We start from the raw sequence: 17387 nt of genomic DNA, 5'->3' as shown, positions 1-17387 counted from the left end.
TGTTCACCCCATTCCCAGGTGTTTGGCCCGGAACGACGGATTCCGCAGCAGTTCGTCGGGCTCGTCCACGCGCTCGATCACACCCCCTCGCAGCGAGAACAGCTGGTCGGCGAGCCGGACCGCGCGGGCGACGCTCTGCTCGACGAGGAGGATCGTCGAGCCCTCGTCACGCAGGGCGGCGAGGTTGGCGAACAGCTCGTCGAGCACGACCGGCGCGAGCCCGAGCGACGGCTCGTCGAGGACCAGCAAGTCCGGTGCGGCCACCAGCGCCCGTCCGATCGCGAGCTGCTGGCGTTCGCCGCCGGACAGCACCGCGGCCCGCTCGGACAGCCGGTTCGCCAGTGCGGGAAAGTGTCGCAAGGCGAGCTTTATCCGCTCTGCGACGTCGACTCCCCCGGCCAGTGCACAGCCGGCAAGCCGCAGGTTCTCCCCGATCGACAGCGTGCGGAACACGCCCCGCGACTCGGGCACGAACGCGATCCCCGCCCGCGCTCGGCGCTCGGGGGCCCAGTTCGTGATGTCCGTGCCGCGCCAACGGATCGATCCGCTGCGCGAGCGAACCAGACCCTGGATCGCCTGCAGGATGCTGGACTTGCCGGCCCCGTTCGGACCGAGGACCGCGACCACGTCGCCGCGTCCGATGCTGAACGAAACCCCTTTGACCGCGTCGATCGGCCCGTACGACACGTGCAGGCCGGAGACTTCGAGCAGCGTCATCCCGTCGCCTCCGCTCCCAGGTACGCGGACACGACCTCGGGATCTGTCCGGATCTCCTCAGGGCTGCCGACCCGGAGCGTGACGCCGTGATCGAGGACATGCACTCGATCACACAGACTCAGGATCAGTCGTACGTCGTGCTCGATCACGACGATCCCGCAGTCGATCTCCTGATGAATCTGCCGCACTGTCTCGGCCATCGCAGCGCTCTCGTCGTCGTTGAGTCCGGCCGCCGGCTCGTCGAGCAACAGCACTCGTGGCTGGGCGCAGATCGCCCGGGCCATCCCGAGTCGCCGCTGCACGCCGTACGGCAGGTCACGAGCCAGGACGTCGGCGCTCTGTTGCAGGTCGAACCAGTCCAGCGCCTGGCTCGCCCGGGTCCGCGCGGTCGCCCACTTCCCGTCGCAGCTGACCACCGCGGCTTCACAGTTCTCGCGCACGGTCATGTCCGGGAACAGCCGGACGTCCTGGAACGTCCTGCTGATCCCCGCTCGCGCCCGGCGGGGCGGATCCCAGCCGGTGATCCGGTGGCCGTCGAGCTCGACGTGGCCCGCGGTCGGACGCTGGAAGCCCGACAGCACGTTGAGCAGCGTCGTCTTCCCGGCCCCGTTCGGCCCGATCAGCCCGAGGATCTCGCCGTGGCCCAGCTCGAGTCCGACGTCGTCCAGCGCGCACAGCCCGGCGAAGCGCACGGTCACGTGACTCGTGCACAGCAGCGGCCGCATGGGCCGCTCAGCCCTTCACGATCTTGCGTCCGCCGGCGTACATGGCGACCGGGCTGATCCGGCCTCCGTCGACGCCCATGATCACCGCGGGACGATCCGTCACGATGTGCTGCGTCGCGCTGAACCCGACAGGGCCGGCGATCGTCTCGTACGAACCCAGTCCGTCGATCGCCTTGGCCAGCGCCGCGCCGTCGGTGGTGTGCGCCGTCTCGATCGCCTTGGCGATCATCTGGATCGTCGCGTAGCCGGTGAGCGCGTACGACGTCACGGCCGGCTCACCGAATTTCGCCTGGTAGCGGGTGAAGAACTCGTTCACATCCGCGCGCGGATCACCGCCGTACAGCGAGCCGAAGGCGTCGTAGTAGAAGTTCTTCAGGTTCGGGACACTCTGCAGCCAGTAGTTGCCGTCCATCGAGATGTTCGACACGACCGGGATGTCGACGCCGGCAGCCCGGAGCTGGCGCAGTGCGGTGGCCGCGCCCGGGTTGTAGCTGCACAGCTCGAGCACGTCGGCGCCGGATTCCCGCAGCCGCGCGACCTGGCCGGCGAACGACGCGTCGTTCTGCTGGATCGTTTCGGTCCCGACCACCTTCGCCTGCGGCTGCGCGCCGAACTGCGATTCGAACGCCGCGCAGGTCTCCTTGGTGTGCGTGATACTCGGATCGAGCCAGAGAAAGGCCTTCCGGTACCCCTTGTCGTAGGCGAACTGGGCGACGTTCATCGCCCCGGCCGCGCTCTTGGTGCCCATCGAGTACGCGAGCGGTCCCAGCGTCGGCACGTCGAACTGCGAAGAGCCGGCGCACGGCGACACCGCCACGACCTTCTTGCTGGTCGAGGCGATGGCCGCGGGACTACCGAGGTCGAAGTCGCAGGTGACGACCATGACCTTCGCGCCGTGCGACAGCAGGTCGAGGCCGACAGTGGTGCCGAGCGCCCGGTCGGATTTCGTGTCGCCGTACTTGAGCTCGAGCTGATGGCCCAGGACGCCGCCGTGCGCGTTGAGGTCCGCGACCGCGAGCTCGGCGCCGCGCGCCGGCCCGAGATCGTACGGCGCGGCGAACCCGGACCGCGCGATCGCCATTCCGATGACGATCGGCCCGTCCGGCAGCGTCCCGGACGGCCCCCCGGACTCGTCGTGATCGCCGCAGCCGGCGGCCATCGTCACACCAAGGATCCAGACAGTGAGAAGAACGACAATTCGGCGCATCGCAGATTCCTTGGTCTCGATGGCGGGGTTGTCGTTGCAATGTAGGACACTGAAATCTCAATGTCTAGGGTCAGATATCTCAACTTCAAAGACAGCCATGCCACAACGCACTGAGGCCTGCACGGCTCCGGTGCGGAGCTGTGCAGGCCTCAGGCCTGTCGATGCGCTGGTGTCAGGAGAGCGCGGAGCCCTTCTTGTAGGCCGCCCAGGTGGTGTTCCAGTCGGTCCAGCCGTTGCCGGGCTCCATGTGGCGGGAGGTGCCGGTGACGGTGACGGGGTCGCCGCGGAGGGTCTGGTCGAAGAACCACTTGGCGTCCGCGAGGCTCATGCCGACGCAGCCGTGGCTGACGTTGGCGCTGCCCTGGCTGCCGGACGACCACGGGGCGCCGTGGATGAACTCGCCGGAACTGGTGACCCGCTGGGCCCACTTCACGTCGCTGATGTTGTAGTAGTTCGGGTCGCCCGGCTTGATGCCGATCGTCGCCGCGTCCATCCGCTTGGTGGTGAACTTCTCCATGATCACCTTCACTCCGCTGCGGGTGGTGAACCCGTCCTTGCCGGCGGTGATCGGGATGGTGCGGGCCAGCTTCCCGTTGATGTTCACGGTCATCGTGTGCTTCTTGACGTTGACGAAGCTGACGACGGACTTGCCGATGCTGAAGGCGATCTTCCGGCTGGCAGTGCCCCAGGTGTTGTTACCGGCGTTGACGCCCTGGGTGTCGATGTTCACCGTCACCTTGGTGCCGGCCGGCCAGTAGTTCATCGGCCGGTAGTTGACCTGCTTGCTGTTCACCCAGTGCCAGCTGCCGGTGACCGGGACCGACGTGGTGACCTTGAGCCGCTTCTCGACCGCGGCGCGGTCCTTGACCGGGTTGTTCCAGAAGATCTGGATCGGCAGCGCGACGCCGACGGTCTCACCGTTCAGCGGGACGACCGAGGCCTTCAGGCTCTTGGTCGCCTTCACCGTCTTGAACGTCGAGCTGATCGGCACAGTGCCGCCGTCGGTGCCCTCGGCGGAGCCACTCAGGGTGTACGACGCGCCTGGCTTCAGGTGATCCGTGGAGGTCCACTGCGTCTTCTCCGTGTTGAAGCTGCCGGCCACCGCGTCGCCGTCGTCGTCCTTCAGCGTGACCTGAGCCAGCTTGCCGGCCGTCGTGGTCACCGTCACCGGCTTGTCCGGCTGCACCGAGGACGCGCCCTTGGCAGGCACGACGGCGATGTTCGCCGCAGGCGTCTCCGACGGAGTGGTCGAGTCGCCTGGAGTGGTCGATGCACCGGGCGAGTTGCTCTGCGACGTGGACGCGCCCGGGGTCGACTGACCACCGCTGCCGTTGCCACCGTCGGCTTTCGTGTCGCTGCAGGCCGTGCCGGCCAGCAGCAGCACACAGATCCCCACTACGGCAAGCCCGTGCTTCCTCACCGAACCGCTCACCATTCCCCAGCTCTCCCCTGTTTAGTCAAACCGCGGTAAGGGTAACCTGCCGCAGCGACATTTCTTTGCACCGCACCGCCACCGAACTGGTACGGACCACAACGGTCCGTACCGGTGGCATTCCTAAAGACGCACGAAGACGCCGCCCGGTTCGTTCCCGGACGGCGTTTTTCGTACGGTGCTCAACTAGTGGACACCGTCGTACTGCTCAGTGAGCGTGGTCACCGCGGTAGTACTCGAAGATGAACCCGCTCAGCGTCACGATGCCGATGCCGACGCCGGCGATGAACAGCCACCAGCCGAAGACGATGCCGAGCACGGCCACGGCGAGCGTCAGCGCGCACCACAGCGGCCACCAGGAGTACGGCGGGAAGAAGCCGAGCTCACCGGCTCCTTCGACGATCTCCGCTTCCTTGCGGTCCTCCGGCCGGGCGTCCATCCGCCGTGCGGTGACGCTCAGGTAGAACGCCACCAGCAGTGACAGGAAGAACGTCATCACCAGCGCCGTGGTGCCGGTGGGGTCGTTCGACATCAGCCAGTAGATCGGCGTGACGACCACGACGAAAACGCTCAGGATCCCGAAGACCCAGGCTTCGACCTTCACGCCTTGTCCTTCCCTTCGGTCTCGCTATCGGCGATCTCCTCGAGATGCTCCACCCGGCCCTGGTCCTCGCCGGCGTCGAGCAGGTTGTCGGCGCCGGCCCGGTTGTCCGGGTACTCCGCCAGGGCCAGCTCGGCGTGGTGCAGGTCGAACGCCGGGGACTCGGACCGGATCCGGGGCAGCTTCTCGAAGTTGTGTCGCGGCGGCGGCGAACTGGTCGCCCACTCCAGCGAGCGGCCCCAGCCCCACGGGTCGTCGACGCCGACCTTGGGCGACTTCCGCGACTTGTAGACGTTGTAGAAGAACGGCAGCATCGACATGCCCAGGATGAAGGCGCCGACGCTGGAGACCTCGTTCAGCGTGGTGAAGCCCTCGCTCGCCTTGTAGTCGGCGTACCGCCGCGGCATGCCCTCGACACCGAGCCAGTGCTGCACCAGGAACGTGGTGTGGAAGCCGATGAACAGCAGCCAGAAGTGCAGCTTGCCGAGCCGCTCGTTCAGCATCCGGCCGGTGAACTTCGGCCACCAGAAGTAGAACCCGGCGAACATCGCGAACACCACGGTGCCGAAGACGACGTAGTGGAAGTGCGCGACCACGAAGTACGAGTCGGACAGCTGGTAGTCCAGCGCCGGCGAGGCCAGGATGATGCCGGTCAGACCGCCGAAGAGGAAGGTCGTCAGGAAGCCGACCGACCAGAGCATCGGGGTGTCGAACGACACCGAGCCGCCCCAGATCGTGCCGATCCAGTTGAAGAACTTCACGCCGGTCGGTACCGCGATCAGGAACGTCATGAACGAGAAGAACGGCAGGTTCACCGCGCCGGTGACGAACATGTGGTGGGCCCAGACCGCGACCGAGAGGACCGCGATACCGAGGGTCGCGCTGACCAGACCGATGTAGCCGAAGACCGGCTTGCGGCTGAACACCGGCAGGATCTCGGTGATGATGCCGAAGAACGGCAACGCGATGATGTAGACCTCGGGATGCCCGAAGAACCAGAACAGGTGTTGCCAGAGTAATGGCCCACCGTTCGCGGCATCGAAGACGTGCGCCCCCAACGATCTATCGGCCTCCAGCACGAGCAGCGCGCCGGCCAGGATCGGGAACGCGATCAGCACCAGGATCGACGTGACCAGGATGTTCCAGGTGAAGATCGGCATCCGGAACATCGTCATCCCCGGCGCCCGCATCGTGATGATCGTCGTCACGAAGTTGACCGCACCGAGGATGGTGCCCAGACCGGCCATCCACAGACCCATGATCCACAGGTCACCGCCGATACCCGGCGAGCGGACCGCGTTGGACAGCGGGGCGTAGGCGAACCAGCCGAAGTCGGCCGCGCCGCCCGGGGTGAAGAAGCCGCTGATCGTGATCAGGCCGCCGAACAGGAACAGCCAGTAGCTGAACATGTTCAGCCGCGGGAACGCGACATCCGGTGCGCCGATCTGGATCGGCATGATCTCGTTCGCGAAGCCGACGAACAGCGGGGTCGCGAACAGCAGCAGCATGATCGTGCCGTGCATCGTGAAGAGCTGGTTGTAGACCTCTTCGTTCACGATCTGCAGGCCCGGCTTGGCCAGCTCGGCGCGGATGACCAGCGCCATCACACCGCCGATCAGGAAGAACGCGAACGACGTGATCAGGTACATGTGCCCGATCAGCTTGTGGTCGGTGGTGGTGATCCACTTGACCAGGATCTGACCCTTGCTGCGCCGCCGCGGCAGTGCGGTGGTGCTACCGATAGCGCCGGTGCGCTCGGCGTAGTCGGTCACTTCTCGCCCTCCCCTGTACCGGGAATGGTGGTGGCGTCGGAGCCTCCGGTGGCGGCGCCGGTCTGGCCCTTGGCGGCCAGTTCACGGAGGTGTGTGTCGTAGTCGTCGCGGCTGACGACCTTCACGCTGAAGACCATCCGGCTGTGGTAGAGCCCGCAGAGCTCCGCACACTTGCCCTCGAAGGTGCCGATCTTGGTCGGGGTGAGCTCGAACTTGTTCGTCCGGCCCGGGATGACGTCGAGCTTGAAGTAGAACGACGGCACCCAGAAGGAGTGGATCACGTCCGGCGAGGTCAGGTCGAAGCGCACCGACTCGTTCACCGGCAGCCACAGCGTGGCCGGCCTGTCCATGGTGCCGGTCTCCCAGACACCCTGCTGCCCGTCGACCGTGTCCTTGTAGTTGAAGGTCCACTGCCACTGCTGGGCCACCACGTTCACGGTGTGCTGCGGGCTGTTCGACATCGCGGTGATCTTGTCGCCGTGCTCCACGGTGTAGAAGAACAGCACACCGATGATCGCGAACGGCGCCAGCGTGTAGAGCACCTCGAGCGGCAGGTTGTACCGCACCTGCCGGGGGGCCTCGTCATTGCGCTTGCGATACCGGACGGAGACCCAGAGGATCAGGCCCCAGACCATCACGCCGACGATCAGCGCGGCGATCCACGCGCCGATCCAGAGGCTTCGGACCGCTTCGGTCCGGTCGGATGCGCCCTCGGGGAGACCGAGTCGTTTCCACTGCTCAGTGGTCGCCGTCGAGCAACCGGTCAGCATGAGGGTGCCGAGCACCACTGCACTGCCGACCAGCAGGCGACGCTTCGCCGGTCGTGTGGCGCCGGCAGAACCTGCCGGTCGCTCCTCCACTCCGGGCGTGCCGTTCGAACCCACGGGGCGCCTTTCCCTTCCCAAGTGAGACTGACGACCAAACACTACTGGACACCTTTCGCCGTCCTGCGCATAGGTAGGGCTTAGCGTTTCCCGTGTGAGCGAGCGTGGGTATCTGGACGCGGCCTCGGCGGAGCCGATGCACCCGGCAGCACGGGAAATGTTGCTGTCGGCAGTGGATTCCGGATGGGCCGATCCGGTGCGTCTGCACCACGAAGGACGGACCGCACGACTGCTGCTGGACAACGCCCGCGCCGTGCTCGCGGACGCGGTCGGAGTACGGCCGGACGAGCTGTACCTGACGACCTCGGGTACGACGGCCATCCAGGCCGGACTGTCCGCGCTGAAGGCTGCGCGGACACGCGCAGGCACGCGGGTTGTGCACACAGCTGTCGAGCACTCCGCCGTTCTGCACAGTGCCGGCGAGACGGGTGTGGAAGTCGGGGTGGACATCCGCGGCCAGGTAGACCAGGAGGCTTTCGCACACGCCGTACGGCGGCCGGATGTCGCGGTGGCTGCTGTCCAGTCCGCCAATCACGAAGTGGGGACCCGGCAACCAATCGCTGCGATCGCGGAGGTCTGCAACGGCGTACCGCTGTTTGTTGATGCGTCCGCGTCCATCGGGCACGACGTGGTGCCGGCTGGGTGGTCGGCGCTGGCAGCCAGTGCGCACAAGTGGGGTGGTCCGGCCGGGGTGGGGCTGCTGGCCGTCCGGAAGGGCACCCGGTTCACACCGGCGTGGCCGATGGACGAGCGGGAGGACGGGCTCTCCCCCGGCTTCTCCGACGTACCCAATGCGCTGGCCGCGGCGGCTGCGCTGCAGGCCCGGCTCGGTGAGGCCGAGGAGCTCAACAAGCGGCACCGGGCCTGGATCGACGAGGTACGGCGCCGGATCGCGGCCGACGTACCGGATGTCGAGGTGGTGGGCGATACGGACGACCGGCTGCCCCACATCCTCACGTTCTCCTGTCTCTATGTGGACGGCGAGGCGATCGTGACGGCCCTGGACGCGGAGGGCTTCGCGGTCTCCAGTGGTTCCGCCTGTACGTCGAGCACGCTCCTGCCGTCGCACGTCCTGGCCGCCATGGGCGTCCTGACGCATGGCAACGTACGGATCTCGCTGGCGCGCGACACGACGTACGCCGAGGTCGACCGGTTCTGCACTGTGGTGCCCGGCATCGTGCAGCGGATCCGGGCGGAGGTGGGGATGTGAGTGTCGAGCTGGACTGCCGCGGCCTGCTCTGTCCACTCCCGGTGATCAAACTGGCCAGGGCGCTACCGACTGTTGCCATCGGCGACACCGTCACCGTGCTCGCCGACGACCCGGCCGCGGCCGTCGACATCCCGGCCTGGTGCCGGATGCGCTCCCAGGACCTGGTGTCAGCGGCGGAAAATCAGTACGTGATCCGGCGGGTCAGTTGAAACACTCCGGGTCGTGACCGACTTCGCGCACAAACCGACCCTGACCGGCGACCTCGTCGTCCTCCGGCCGCTCGACGAGCGCGACTACGACGCGTTGATGGCGGCGATGGCCGATCCCGAGGCGAACAAGTTCACCGGCGACCACGACGGCGGGGGCATCGAGGAGGAGCTGTACCGCGACTGGCTGCGGACGCGTAAGGATCAGACCGACCGCCTGGACCTGGCGATCGTGTCGAAGGCGACCGGCCGGACCGTCGGCGAGGCGGTGCTCAACAAGTGGAGCCCCGAGGACGAGTCGTGCAACTTCCGGATCCTGATCGGCGCCGACGGCCGGGATCAGGGGTTCGGCAGCGAGGCGACCCGGCTGATCGTCGACTACGGGTTCGAGCAGCTGGGCCTGTACCGGATCTCGCTCACGGTGTTCGCCTTCAACCCGCGGGCCCAGCGGGTCTACGAGAAGGCCGGTTTCGTCGAGGAGGGCCGGCTGCGGCAGGCGCTCAAGTGGGACGGCGAGCGGGTCGACGACATCATGATGGCGATCCTGCGGCCCGACTGGGCGGCGCTGCGGTCCGACGGGTGATCAGGTGACGAATCAGGTGACAGACTCCGTCGAGTGACCGACTTCGCGCACAAACCGACCCTGACCGGCGACCTCGTCGTACTGCGACCGCTGGACGAAGGCGACTACGACGCGCTGGCCGCCGCGATGGACGACCCGGAGGTGGCCCGGCTGACCGGGAGCCACCAGGAGATCGGCGAAGAGCGGGCCCGGGAGTGGATGCGCACCCGGAAGGACCAGACCGACCGGCTCGACCTGGCGATCGTCGACCGCGCCTCCGGACAGGTCGTCGGTGAGGCCGTCCTGAACGACTGGGACCCGGACAACAAGTGCTGCAACTTCCGCATCCTGATCGGCCCGGCCGGGCAGGGGCGCGGCCTCGGCACCGAGGCGACCCGGCTGATCGTCGGTTACGGAATCGGGCAGATCGGACTGCACCGGATCAGCCTCGGCGTCTACGCGTTCAACCCGCGGGCCCGGCGGGCGTACGAGAAGGCCGGCTTCAAGGTCGAGGGCGTACTGCGGGATGCCCTGCTCTGGGAGGGCGAATGGGTCGACGAGATCGTGATGTCGATCCTGGCGTCGGAGTGGATCCCGGCTCACAGCCCCCGGGACAGCTCCGTCTAGTCGGTATGTTCGACGTCGTGATCGAAGCCGAGCGGATTGCGGTGCTGACCGGGGCGGGGATCTCGACCGCGTCGGGGATCCCGGACTTCCGGGGACCGCAGGGAGTGTGGACGAAGGATCCGGCTGCGGAGGCGATGTTCGACATCGACGAGTACGTCGGGAGTCCTGAGGTGCGGGTGGCGACGTGGAAGCACCGTCTCGCCGTGCCCGCGTGGACGGCCGAGCCGAATCCGGGTCACCTCGCACTGGTCGAGCTGGAACGACAGGGCCGTCTGACCGGCCTGATCACTCAGAACGTCGACGGACTGCACCAGAAGGCCGGATCGTCACCAGAGCTCGTTCATGAGCTGCACGGGACGGTCTGGTACGTCGACTGCCTGCAGTGCGGTCGACGTATCCCGATGGCCGACGTACTCCCCCGGCTCGAGTCCGGTGACGAGGACCCGGCCTGTGAGGTCTGCGGCGGCATCCTGAAGTCCGCGACGGTCTCCTTCGGCCAGTCACTCGACCGCGACGTACTCGACCGGGCCGTCGCCGCCACCGAGTCCGCCGACCTGTTCCTGGCCGTCGGCACCTCACTGCAGGTCTACCCAGCAGCAGGACTCTGCGACATCGCACTGAACGCCGGCAAGCCGCTCGTCATCCTGAACGCCCAACCAACGCCGTACGACGAGCACGCCACCAAACTCCTCCACACCCCCATCGAGACCACCCTCCCGAACCTCGTGACCTTACCGTGACATTCGAGCCCTCCTCACGGTAAATGCCGAGGGCTAGCGTCCCCGGCAGGTGAATCGGCGGGAGGGGACCGTGATGCGCGGGTTCAGGCGTTGGACGGCAGGTTTCACCGCGGCCGCTGTGGTCGTGCTCGGGCTCGGTACGCCGTCACCGGCGCCGGCTCAAGTCGCCGCGGACCGGGTGGTCACGCTGGCGGGATCGTTGCAGAGCGAGCTCGGGTGTGCGGCTGACTGGGATCCGGGGTGTGACGCGACCAGTCTGGGGGCGGGGGCGCCGTACACGAAGGTGTTCGACGTGCCGGCCGGGACGTACGAGTACAAGGTCGCGGTCAACAAGGGCTGGGACGAGAACTACGGCGCGGGCGGGGTGCTGAACGGGCCGAACATCCCGTTGCGGATCGAGGGGCCGGCCAAGCTGCAGTTTAGTTACGACGACACTAGTCACGTTGTGACGGTGAAACCGGTCGACCTAGCCGGTTCGGCGGTGACGGCCGCGGACAAGACACTCGCGACGCCGAGTCTGCGCCCGGACCTCACCAAGGAACGGTTCTACTTCCTGATGGCAGACCGCTTCGCCAACGGCGACAAGACCAACGACGCCGGCGGGCTGACCGGCGACCGCCTGCAGACCGGGCTCGACCCGATGGACAAGGGCTTCTACCACGGCGGCGACCTGGCCGGCGTGATGCAGAAACTCGACTACATCAAGTCCCTGGGTACGACGTCCATCTGGCTGACCCCGTCGTTCAAGAACCAGCCCGTGCAGGGCACCGGCGCGAACGTGAGCGCCGGGTACCACGGCTACTGGATCACGGACTTCACGCAGATCGACCCGCACCTGGGCACGAACGCGGACATGAAGCAGCTGATCAGCCTGGCGCACGGCAAGGGGATGAAGGTCTTCTTCGACATCATCACCAACCACACCGCGGACGTGATCGACTACCAGTCCCAGCAGTACGGCTACATCCCGAAGTCGACCTCGCCGTACAAGGATGCTCAGGGCAACGAATTCAACGACAAGGACTATGCCGGCGGCGACACGTTCCCGCAGTTGGACGCGAACGTGTCCTTCCCGAACATCCCGGTCTTCCGGACCCCGGCCGACGCGACCGTCAAGGTGCCGGCCTGGCTCAACGACCCGACGCTGTACCACAACCGCGGCGACTCGACCTTCGCCGGCGAGAGCGCGGAGTACGGCGACTTCGTCGGGCTGGACGACCTGTTCACCGAGCAGCCGAAGGTCCGCGACGGGATGATCGACGTCTACAAGTCCTGGGCCGAGTTCGGCATCGACGGGTTCCGGATCGACACCGTCAAGCACGTGAACATCGAGTTCTGGCAGAAGTTCTCCCCGCAGATCTTGGCCGCGGCCAAGAGCGCCGGGTCGAAGAACTTCTTCATGTTCGGCGAGGTCTTCGACGCGAACCCGCAGCTCATGTCGACGTACACCACCAAGGGCGACCTGCAGGCCACGCTCGACTTCGGGTTCCAGCAGAACGCGGTCGCCTACGCGAAGGGCGATCCGAGTACCAAGCTGGAGGACCTGTACGCCGACGACGATTACTACACCGACGCCGACTCGAACGCGTACGAGCTGCCGACGTTCCTCGGCAACCACGACATGGGCCGCGTCGGCATGTTCCTGAAGCAGAGTGGCGCGTCCGGTCAGGACCTGCTCGCACGCGACGAACTCGCGCACTCGCTGATGTACCTCACGCGCGGCCAGCCGGTCATCTACTACGGCGACGAGCAGGGGTTCACCGGACCGGGTGGCGACAAGGACGCGCGGCAGGACATGTTCGCGACCAAGACCGCCGACTACATGGACGACGAGGTCGTCGACGGCACCGGCACGACCACGATCGGCAGCAAGGACCGGTACGACGTCAACTCGCCGATGTACAAGCACATCGCGGCGCTGGCGAAGCTGCGGGCGAAGTACCCGGCGCTGTCGGACGGACGGCAGGTGCACCGGTACTCCTCCAACAGCAACGGGCTCTACGCGTTCAGCCGGCTGGGTAGCGACAACATCGAGTACCTAGTAGTCGCGAACAACTCGAAGACCACGGCGTCTGCGACAGTGCCGACGTACGGGCCGAACACGTGGCTCAAGCCGGTCTACGGCGGCTCCAAGGCGGTCAAGACCGACCGTGAGGGCCGTGTGGTCCTCAGCCAGGCGCCCCTGTCAGTCACGGTGTACCAGGCCCAGACGAAGGTCCCGAAGCCTGCCAAGGCGCCTGCTGTCTACATGAGCTCACCGGAGCTCGGTGCCACCGTCGGTGGTCGCGCTGAGATCGCCGCTGCGGTGCCTGCGAACACTCCGGTGACTGTGACGTTCGGCTATCGGCCAGTGGGTACGACGGCGTGGACGCGGCTCGGCGCCGACGACAACGCGCCGTACCGGGTCTACCAGGATGTGTCCGGTCTAGCGAAGGGCACGCTGCTCGAGTACCGCGCTGTACTGCGCGATGCCTCGGGCAACTACTCGGTGTCCGGCTCGTACGGCGTTGTCGGCGACGCACCCGCCCCGGGTGGCGGCGGTGGGGGCACAGGTCCCGTAGTACAGCCTGCCAACGTCAGCGTGCCGGGTGACCACAACAGTGAGATGGGCTGTACTGCGGACTGGGCGCCGGACTGCGACCAGGCCCAGCTGACACTCGACCCGAAGGACAAGGTGTGGAAGGGCACCTACACGGGCCTGGCCGGTGAACACGCCTACAAGGCGGCGATCAACAAGACCTGGGACGAGAACTACGGCGCCGGCGGGGTCGCGAACGGCGCCAACATCTCCTACACCGGGCCTAGCGGGCCAGTCACCTTCTATTACGAGCACGGACGGCACTACGCCACGTCCAGTGCGCAAGGCCCGATCATCACGGTGCCCGGCACGTTCCAGTCCGAGTTGGGCTGTCCGACCGACTGGGACCCGTCCTGCATGCGACCCTGGTTGACCGACGAGGACGGGGACGGGACGTACACCTGGTCCACCAGCGAGTTGGGAGCGGGCAACTATGAGGCGAAGGTCGCGCACAACCTGTCGTCGGACGAGAGCTACCCGGCGAACAACGTGCCGGTCACAGTGCCGGGCAACGGGCTCGTGGTCACGTTCTCGTACGTGCTCGCGACGCACCAGTTCACGGTGACGACGTCCAAGCCGGGTGCGACACCGGACCTGAGTCAGGCCAAGGCGTACTGGCTCGACCGCAACACCCTCGCCGTACCGGCCGTCGCCCACCCGGAGCGGTACCGCTGGCGACTGCACTGGTCCGACACCGGCTCGCTGAAGATCGACGCGAACGACATCGGTGGATTGTCGACAGGCCTACGATATGACCATCGCGAGGTGAAACCCGGGTACACGACCCTGCGGCTGGACAACGCGGACGTCCGCAAGATCCTGAAGGGCCAGCTCGGGTTGGCGCAGTACGACGACGCGGGACGGTTGCTGGACGCAACGGGTGTGCAGATACCGGGCGTGCTCGACGACGTGTCCGGGAGCGCGACAGGTCGTTCGTACGGCGTGACGTGGCATGGCGGCGTACCGGCGTTCACCCTGTGGGCGCCTACCGCCCAGAGTGTGGCCCTGCTGGTGGGCTCGCAGCGGCTCCCGATGCGACCCGATGCGGACGGGTCCTGGTCCATCACCGGATCACGCTCGTTGAAGAACGCTTCGTACCGGTTCGAGGTCAAGGTCTTCGCGCCCAGTACCGGAAAGGTCGAGACGAACGTCGTCACCGATCCGTACTCGGTTGCCCTGACGACGGACTCGACGTACTCCGTTGCTGCCGATCTGAACGATCCGGCGGGTCAGCCGGCGTCGTGGTCGAAGACACCGGCGCCGAAGCTCGCGCGCGGTGTCGACTCGACGATCTACGAGTTGCACGTCCGCGACTTCTCGATCAACGACAGCACGGTGCCGGCCGCGCACCGCGGTACCTACCTGGCCTTCGCCGACGACGGCGACGGAACCAAGCACCTGAAGGCGCTGGCCGCGGCGGGGCTGAACACAGTCCACCTCTTGCCGACATTCGACATTGCATCGATCCCGGAGACCGGACAGCAGACACCGGCCTGCGATTTGAAGGCGCTGCCGCCGGACTCGGACCAGCAGCAGGCGTGCGTGACGGCCGTCGCCGCGAAGGACGGCTTCAACTGGGGCTACGACCCGTACCACTGGCTCGCGCCGGAAGGTTCGTACGCGACGCAGAAGGACGGGCTCGCTCGGGTCGCGGAGTTCCGCACGATGGTCGGCGGGCTGCACAAGTCCGGGCTGCGCGTCGTACTCGATCAGGTCTACAACCACACGCCGGCCGCCGGTGAGGCGCCGACGTCAGTGCTCGACCAGATCGTGCCCGGGTACTACCAGCGGCTGAACGCGACCGGCAAGGTCGAGAACTCGACCTGCTGCAGCAACATCGCCACCGAGCACGCGATGGCCGAGAAGATCATGGTCGACGGCACTGTGAGCTGGGCTAAGAACTACCACGTCGACGGCTTCCGCTACGACCTGATGGGCCACAGCAGCAAGGCGAACATGCTGAAGATCCGGGCCGCGCTCGACAGGCTGACCCTGGCCAAGGACGGCGTGGACGGCAAGTCGATCTACCTCTACGGCGAGGGCTGGAACTTCGGCGAGGTCGCCAACGACGCGCTGTTCGTCCAGGCCCGGCAGGGCAATCTCGGCGGCACCGGGATCGGCACGTTCTCCGACCGGATGCGCGACGCGGTCCGCGGCGGCGGGCCGTTCGACGACAACCCGCGGATCCAGGGCTTCGGCTCCGGTGAGGCGAGCGACCCGAACGGTGACCCGATCAACGGGACGCCGGACGAGCGGGCGAAGCGGCTGGCGCACGACACCGACCTGGTGCAACTCGGCCTGGCCGGCAACCTGCGCTCGTTCACCTTCCGCTCCGTCGAGTCGGGTACGACGGTGCGCGGCGACGGGGTCGACTACAACGGCTCACCGGCCGGGTACGCCGATCAGCCGGACGAGGTGATCAGCTATGTCGATGCCCATGACAACGAAACGTTGTGGGACACGCTGACGTACAAGCTGCCGGCCGACCTGCCGATGCCGGACCGGATCCGGATGAACACGTTGTCGCTGGCAACGACCGCGCTGGCACAGACACCGTCGTTCTGGCATGCGGGTGCGGACCTGCTGCGGAGCAAGTCGCTGGACCGCAACTCGTACGACTCCGGCGACTGGTTCAACACCCTCGACTGGACCGGCGCCGACAACGGATTCGGGCACGGTCTCCCACCGAAGGCCGACAACGAGGCCAAGTGGCCGTACATGCAGCCACTCCTCGCCAACTCGGCTCTGAAGCCGACCGCCGGCGACGTGTCAACGGCCTCGGCAGCCGCGGCGGACCTGCTGAAGCTGCGCTTCTCCACGCCGCTGTTCCGCCTCGGCACCGCCAACCTGATCAACCAGAAGCTCAGCTTCCCGCTGAGCGGTACGACGCCCGGCGTCATCACCATGCGAATCGACGACACCGTCGGACCAAACGTCGACCCAGCGCTGAAGGGCGTGGTGGTCGTCTTCAACAGCACCGGGTCAGCGGTATCCCAGCAGGTGCCAGGCCTGTCCGGTGCCAACCTGTCGCTGTCCCCCATCCAGGCCGGCGGCTCCGACCCAGTCGTCAAACAAACCACCTGGAACGCCGCGACCGGCACGGCGACAGTCCCGCCGCGCACAGTCGCCGTACTGCTTCAGAGGTAGTCAGCTCAGGAGACCGGCCAGCACCTGGCCGGTCTCCGGGACCACCAGGGTGGTGCCGGTGTAGGACAACGTCAGCTGCCGGGACAGATCAGCCGCGTGATAACTGATCGTCTGGTAGCCGAAGATCCCACCGGTGTGCCCCCACACGACCTGACCGTCCGGCAGACGCCTGCGCTCGATTCCCAGCGCGTAACCGAACGAGTCGTCCACCGGCACCACGGTCAGCATCGCTTCCTGCTCGGGCTCCCCGAGTAGCTCCCCACCGAGCACCGCGGCGTAGAAGCGGTTGAGGTCGGCGGCCGTCGAGACGATCTCTCCTGCCGCCCACGCCTGCGACGCGTTGAACCTGGCCAGGTCGACCCATTCGCCGGCGATCTGCAGATACCCACGCGCGTGCGGCTCGGGCAGATCCACGTCGTCGCCCGGCAAGAGCGTCCGCTCGAGTCCGAGTCGCTCCAGGACGCGCGTCCGTACCTCATCGCCGTACGCCTTGCCGGTCACCGCTTCGACCAGCAGGCCGAGCACGATGTAGTTGGTGTTCGAGTACGACCATGACTCACCCGGCTCGAACAACCTCGCCTTCGCCAGCCCGGTCCGCAACGCCCCCGCTGGGTCCCGGTGCAAATACCGGTCAAGAAGATGCCGGTCGGCGGGCAGGTCGTCGGTGTAGTTGTAGAGGCCGCTGGTGTGGTTGAGCAGCTGCCGCAAGCTGATCGAATCCGGTACGCCGGGCACCCACTCGCCGACCGGATCGTCCAGTCGCAGCTTGCCTTCGGCCACCAATTGTAGGACGACGACGGCTGTGAACGTCTTCGTGACGCTGCCGGCCCGGAACCATCCGTCCGGATCCACCGGGCGGTCCGGATCGAGCTGCGAGCGGCCGCTGGAGCCGACCCAGGTCTGGTCGCCGGAGCGGTAGTGCAGCAGCACGCCGGCCGCGCCGCCATCCACCAACGAGTCGAGGTATGCCTGCATGGCC

14 protein-coding genes are annotated in these 17387 nt (G+C 66.9%); 6 read left to right on the top strand and 8 right to left on the bottom strand.

All coding sequences use genetic code 11. The features are described 5' to 3' along the window. Positions 1-3 precede the first annotated feature (3 nt). The 7 genes from OHA18_RS30270 to ctaC all read right to left on the bottom strand — a co-directional run bounded on the left by OHA18_RS30270 (position 4) and on the right by ctaC (position 7338). The gene (locus OHA18_RS30270) at positions 4-717 is read right to left on the bottom strand and encodes an ABC transporter ATP-binding protein (protein WP_328998731.1); all 714 of its coding nucleotides are present in this window, start codon (positions 715-717) and stop codon (positions 4-6) included. After that, on the bottom strand, positions 714-1442 hold the full coding sequence (locus OHA18_RS30265; RefSeq protein ID WP_328998730.1) for an ABC transporter ATP-binding protein: 729 nt from the start codon (positions 1440-1442) through the stop codon (positions 714-716). Before OHA18_RS30265 ends, OHA18_RS30270 begins: the two co-directional genes overlap by 4 nt. A gap of 7 nt (positions 1443-1449) precedes the next feature. After that, the gene (locus tag OHA18_RS30260) at positions 1450-2649 is read right to left on the bottom strand and encodes an ABC transporter substrate-binding protein (protein WP_328998729.1); all 1200 of its coding nucleotides are present in this window, start codon (positions 2647-2649) and stop codon (positions 1450-1452) included. 172 nt (positions 2650-2821) lie between these two features. Then, positions 2822-4069 (bottom strand): L,D-transpeptidase, encoded by a 1248-nt coding sequence (locus OHA18_RS30255; RefSeq protein WP_328998728.1) that lies wholly within the window; start codon positions 4067-4069, stop codon positions 2822-2824. Between the two features lie 220 nt (positions 4070-4289). Continuing rightward, the gene (locus tag OHA18_RS30250; RefSeq protein ID WP_328998727.1) at positions 4290-4685 is read right to left on the bottom strand and encodes a cytochrome c oxidase subunit 4; all 396 of its coding nucleotides are present in this window, start codon (positions 4683-4685) and stop codon (positions 4290-4292) included. Further along, positions 4682-6424 (bottom strand): aa3-type cytochrome oxidase subunit I, encoded by a 1743-nt coding sequence (ctaD, locus tag OHA18_RS30245; RefSeq protein ID WP_442914425.1) that lies wholly within the window; start codon positions 6422-6424, stop codon positions 4682-4684. The genes OHA18_RS30250 and ctaD overlap by 4 nt, the downstream gene beginning before the upstream one ends. A 26-nt stretch (positions 6425-6450) precedes the next feature. Beyond that, complete coding sequence (gene ctaC / locus OHA18_RS30240; RefSeq protein WP_328998725.1) at positions 6451-7338, bottom strand: aa3-type cytochrome oxidase subunit II; 888 nt, start codon at positions 7336-7338, stop codon at positions 6451-6453. 94 nt (positions 7339-7432) lie between these two features. Between ctaC and OHA18_RS30235 the strand changes: the two genes are divergently transcribed. From OHA18_RS30235 to pulA, 6 genes are all read left to right on the top strand, one after another. After that, entirely contained in the window at positions 7433-8548 is a 1116-nt protein-coding gene (locus OHA18_RS30235) for a cysteine desulfurase family protein (protein ID WP_328998724.1), read from the top strand. Next, the gene (locus OHA18_RS30230) at positions 8545-8757 is read left to right on the top strand and encodes a sulfurtransferase TusA family protein (protein WP_328998723.1); all 213 of its coding nucleotides are present in this window, start codon (positions 8545-8547) and stop codon (positions 8755-8757) included. Before OHA18_RS30235 ends, OHA18_RS30230 begins: the two co-directional genes overlap by 4 nt. 13 nt (positions 8758-8770) lie before the next feature. Then, positions 8771-9337 carry a GNAT family N-acetyltransferase gene (locus OHA18_RS30225; protein WP_328998722.1) on the top strand — a complete coding sequence of 189 codons (567 nt, stop codon included), beginning with the start codon at positions 8771-8773 and terminating at the stop codon, positions 9335-9337. A gap of 33 nt (positions 9338-9370) precedes the next feature. Next, on the top strand, positions 9371-9943 hold the full coding sequence (locus OHA18_RS30220; RefSeq protein ID WP_328998721.1) for a GNAT family N-acetyltransferase: 573 nt from the start codon (positions 9371-9373) through the stop codon (positions 9941-9943). A gap of 17 nt (positions 9944-9960) precedes the next feature. Continuing rightward, positions 9961-10683 (top strand): SIR2 family NAD-dependent protein deacylase, encoded by a 723-nt coding sequence (locus OHA18_RS30215; RefSeq protein WP_328998720.1) that lies wholly within the window; start codon positions 9961-9963, stop codon positions 10681-10683. A gap of 73 nt (positions 10684-10756) precedes the next feature. Further along, positions 10757-16408, top strand: a complete 5652-nt coding sequence (gene pulA, locus OHA18_RS30210) for a pullulanase-type alpha-1,6-glucosidase (protein ID WP_328998719.1) — start codon at positions 10757-10759, stop codon at positions 16406-16408. Here pulA and OHA18_RS30205 read toward each other — a convergent pair whose 3' ends face one another. Beyond that, complete coding sequence (locus OHA18_RS30205; protein ID WP_328998718.1) at positions 16409-17383, bottom strand: serine hydrolase domain-containing protein; 975 nt, start codon at positions 17381-17383, stop codon at positions 16409-16411. Positions 17384-17387: the final 4 nt, after the last annotated feature.

This window comes from Kribbella sp. NBC_00709, assembly GCF_036226565.1.
Classification (GTDB): Bacteria; Actinomycetota; Actinomycetes; order Propionibacteriales; family Kribbellaceae; genus Kribbella.
Note: the sequence above shows the minus strand (reverse complement) of the source record. Positions and strands in the feature narration are given on the sequence as shown.

Excerpts from the sequence above, each read along its gene's own strand:
- OHA18_RS30270 (WP_328998731.1), bottom strand. The coding sequence starts at position 717 with ATGACGCTGCTCGAAGTCTCCGGCCTGCACGTGTCGTACGGGCCGATC.
- OHA18_RS30265 (WP_328998730.1), bottom strand. The coding sequence starts at position 1,442 with ATGCGGCCGCTGCTGTGCACGAGTCACGTGACCGTGCGCTTCGCCGGG.
- OHA18_RS30260 (WP_328998729.1), bottom strand. The coding sequence starts at position 2,649 with ATGCGCCGAATTGTCGTTCTTCTCACTGTCTGGATCCTTGGTGTGACG.
- pulA (WP_328998719.1), top strand. The coding sequence starts at position 10,757 with ATGCGCGGGTTCAGGCGTTGGACGGCAGGTTTCACCGCGGCCGCTGTG.
- OHA18_RS30205 (WP_328998718.1), bottom strand. The coding sequence starts at position 17,383 with ATGCAGGCATACCTCGACTCGTTGGTGGATGGCGGCGCGGCCGGCGTG.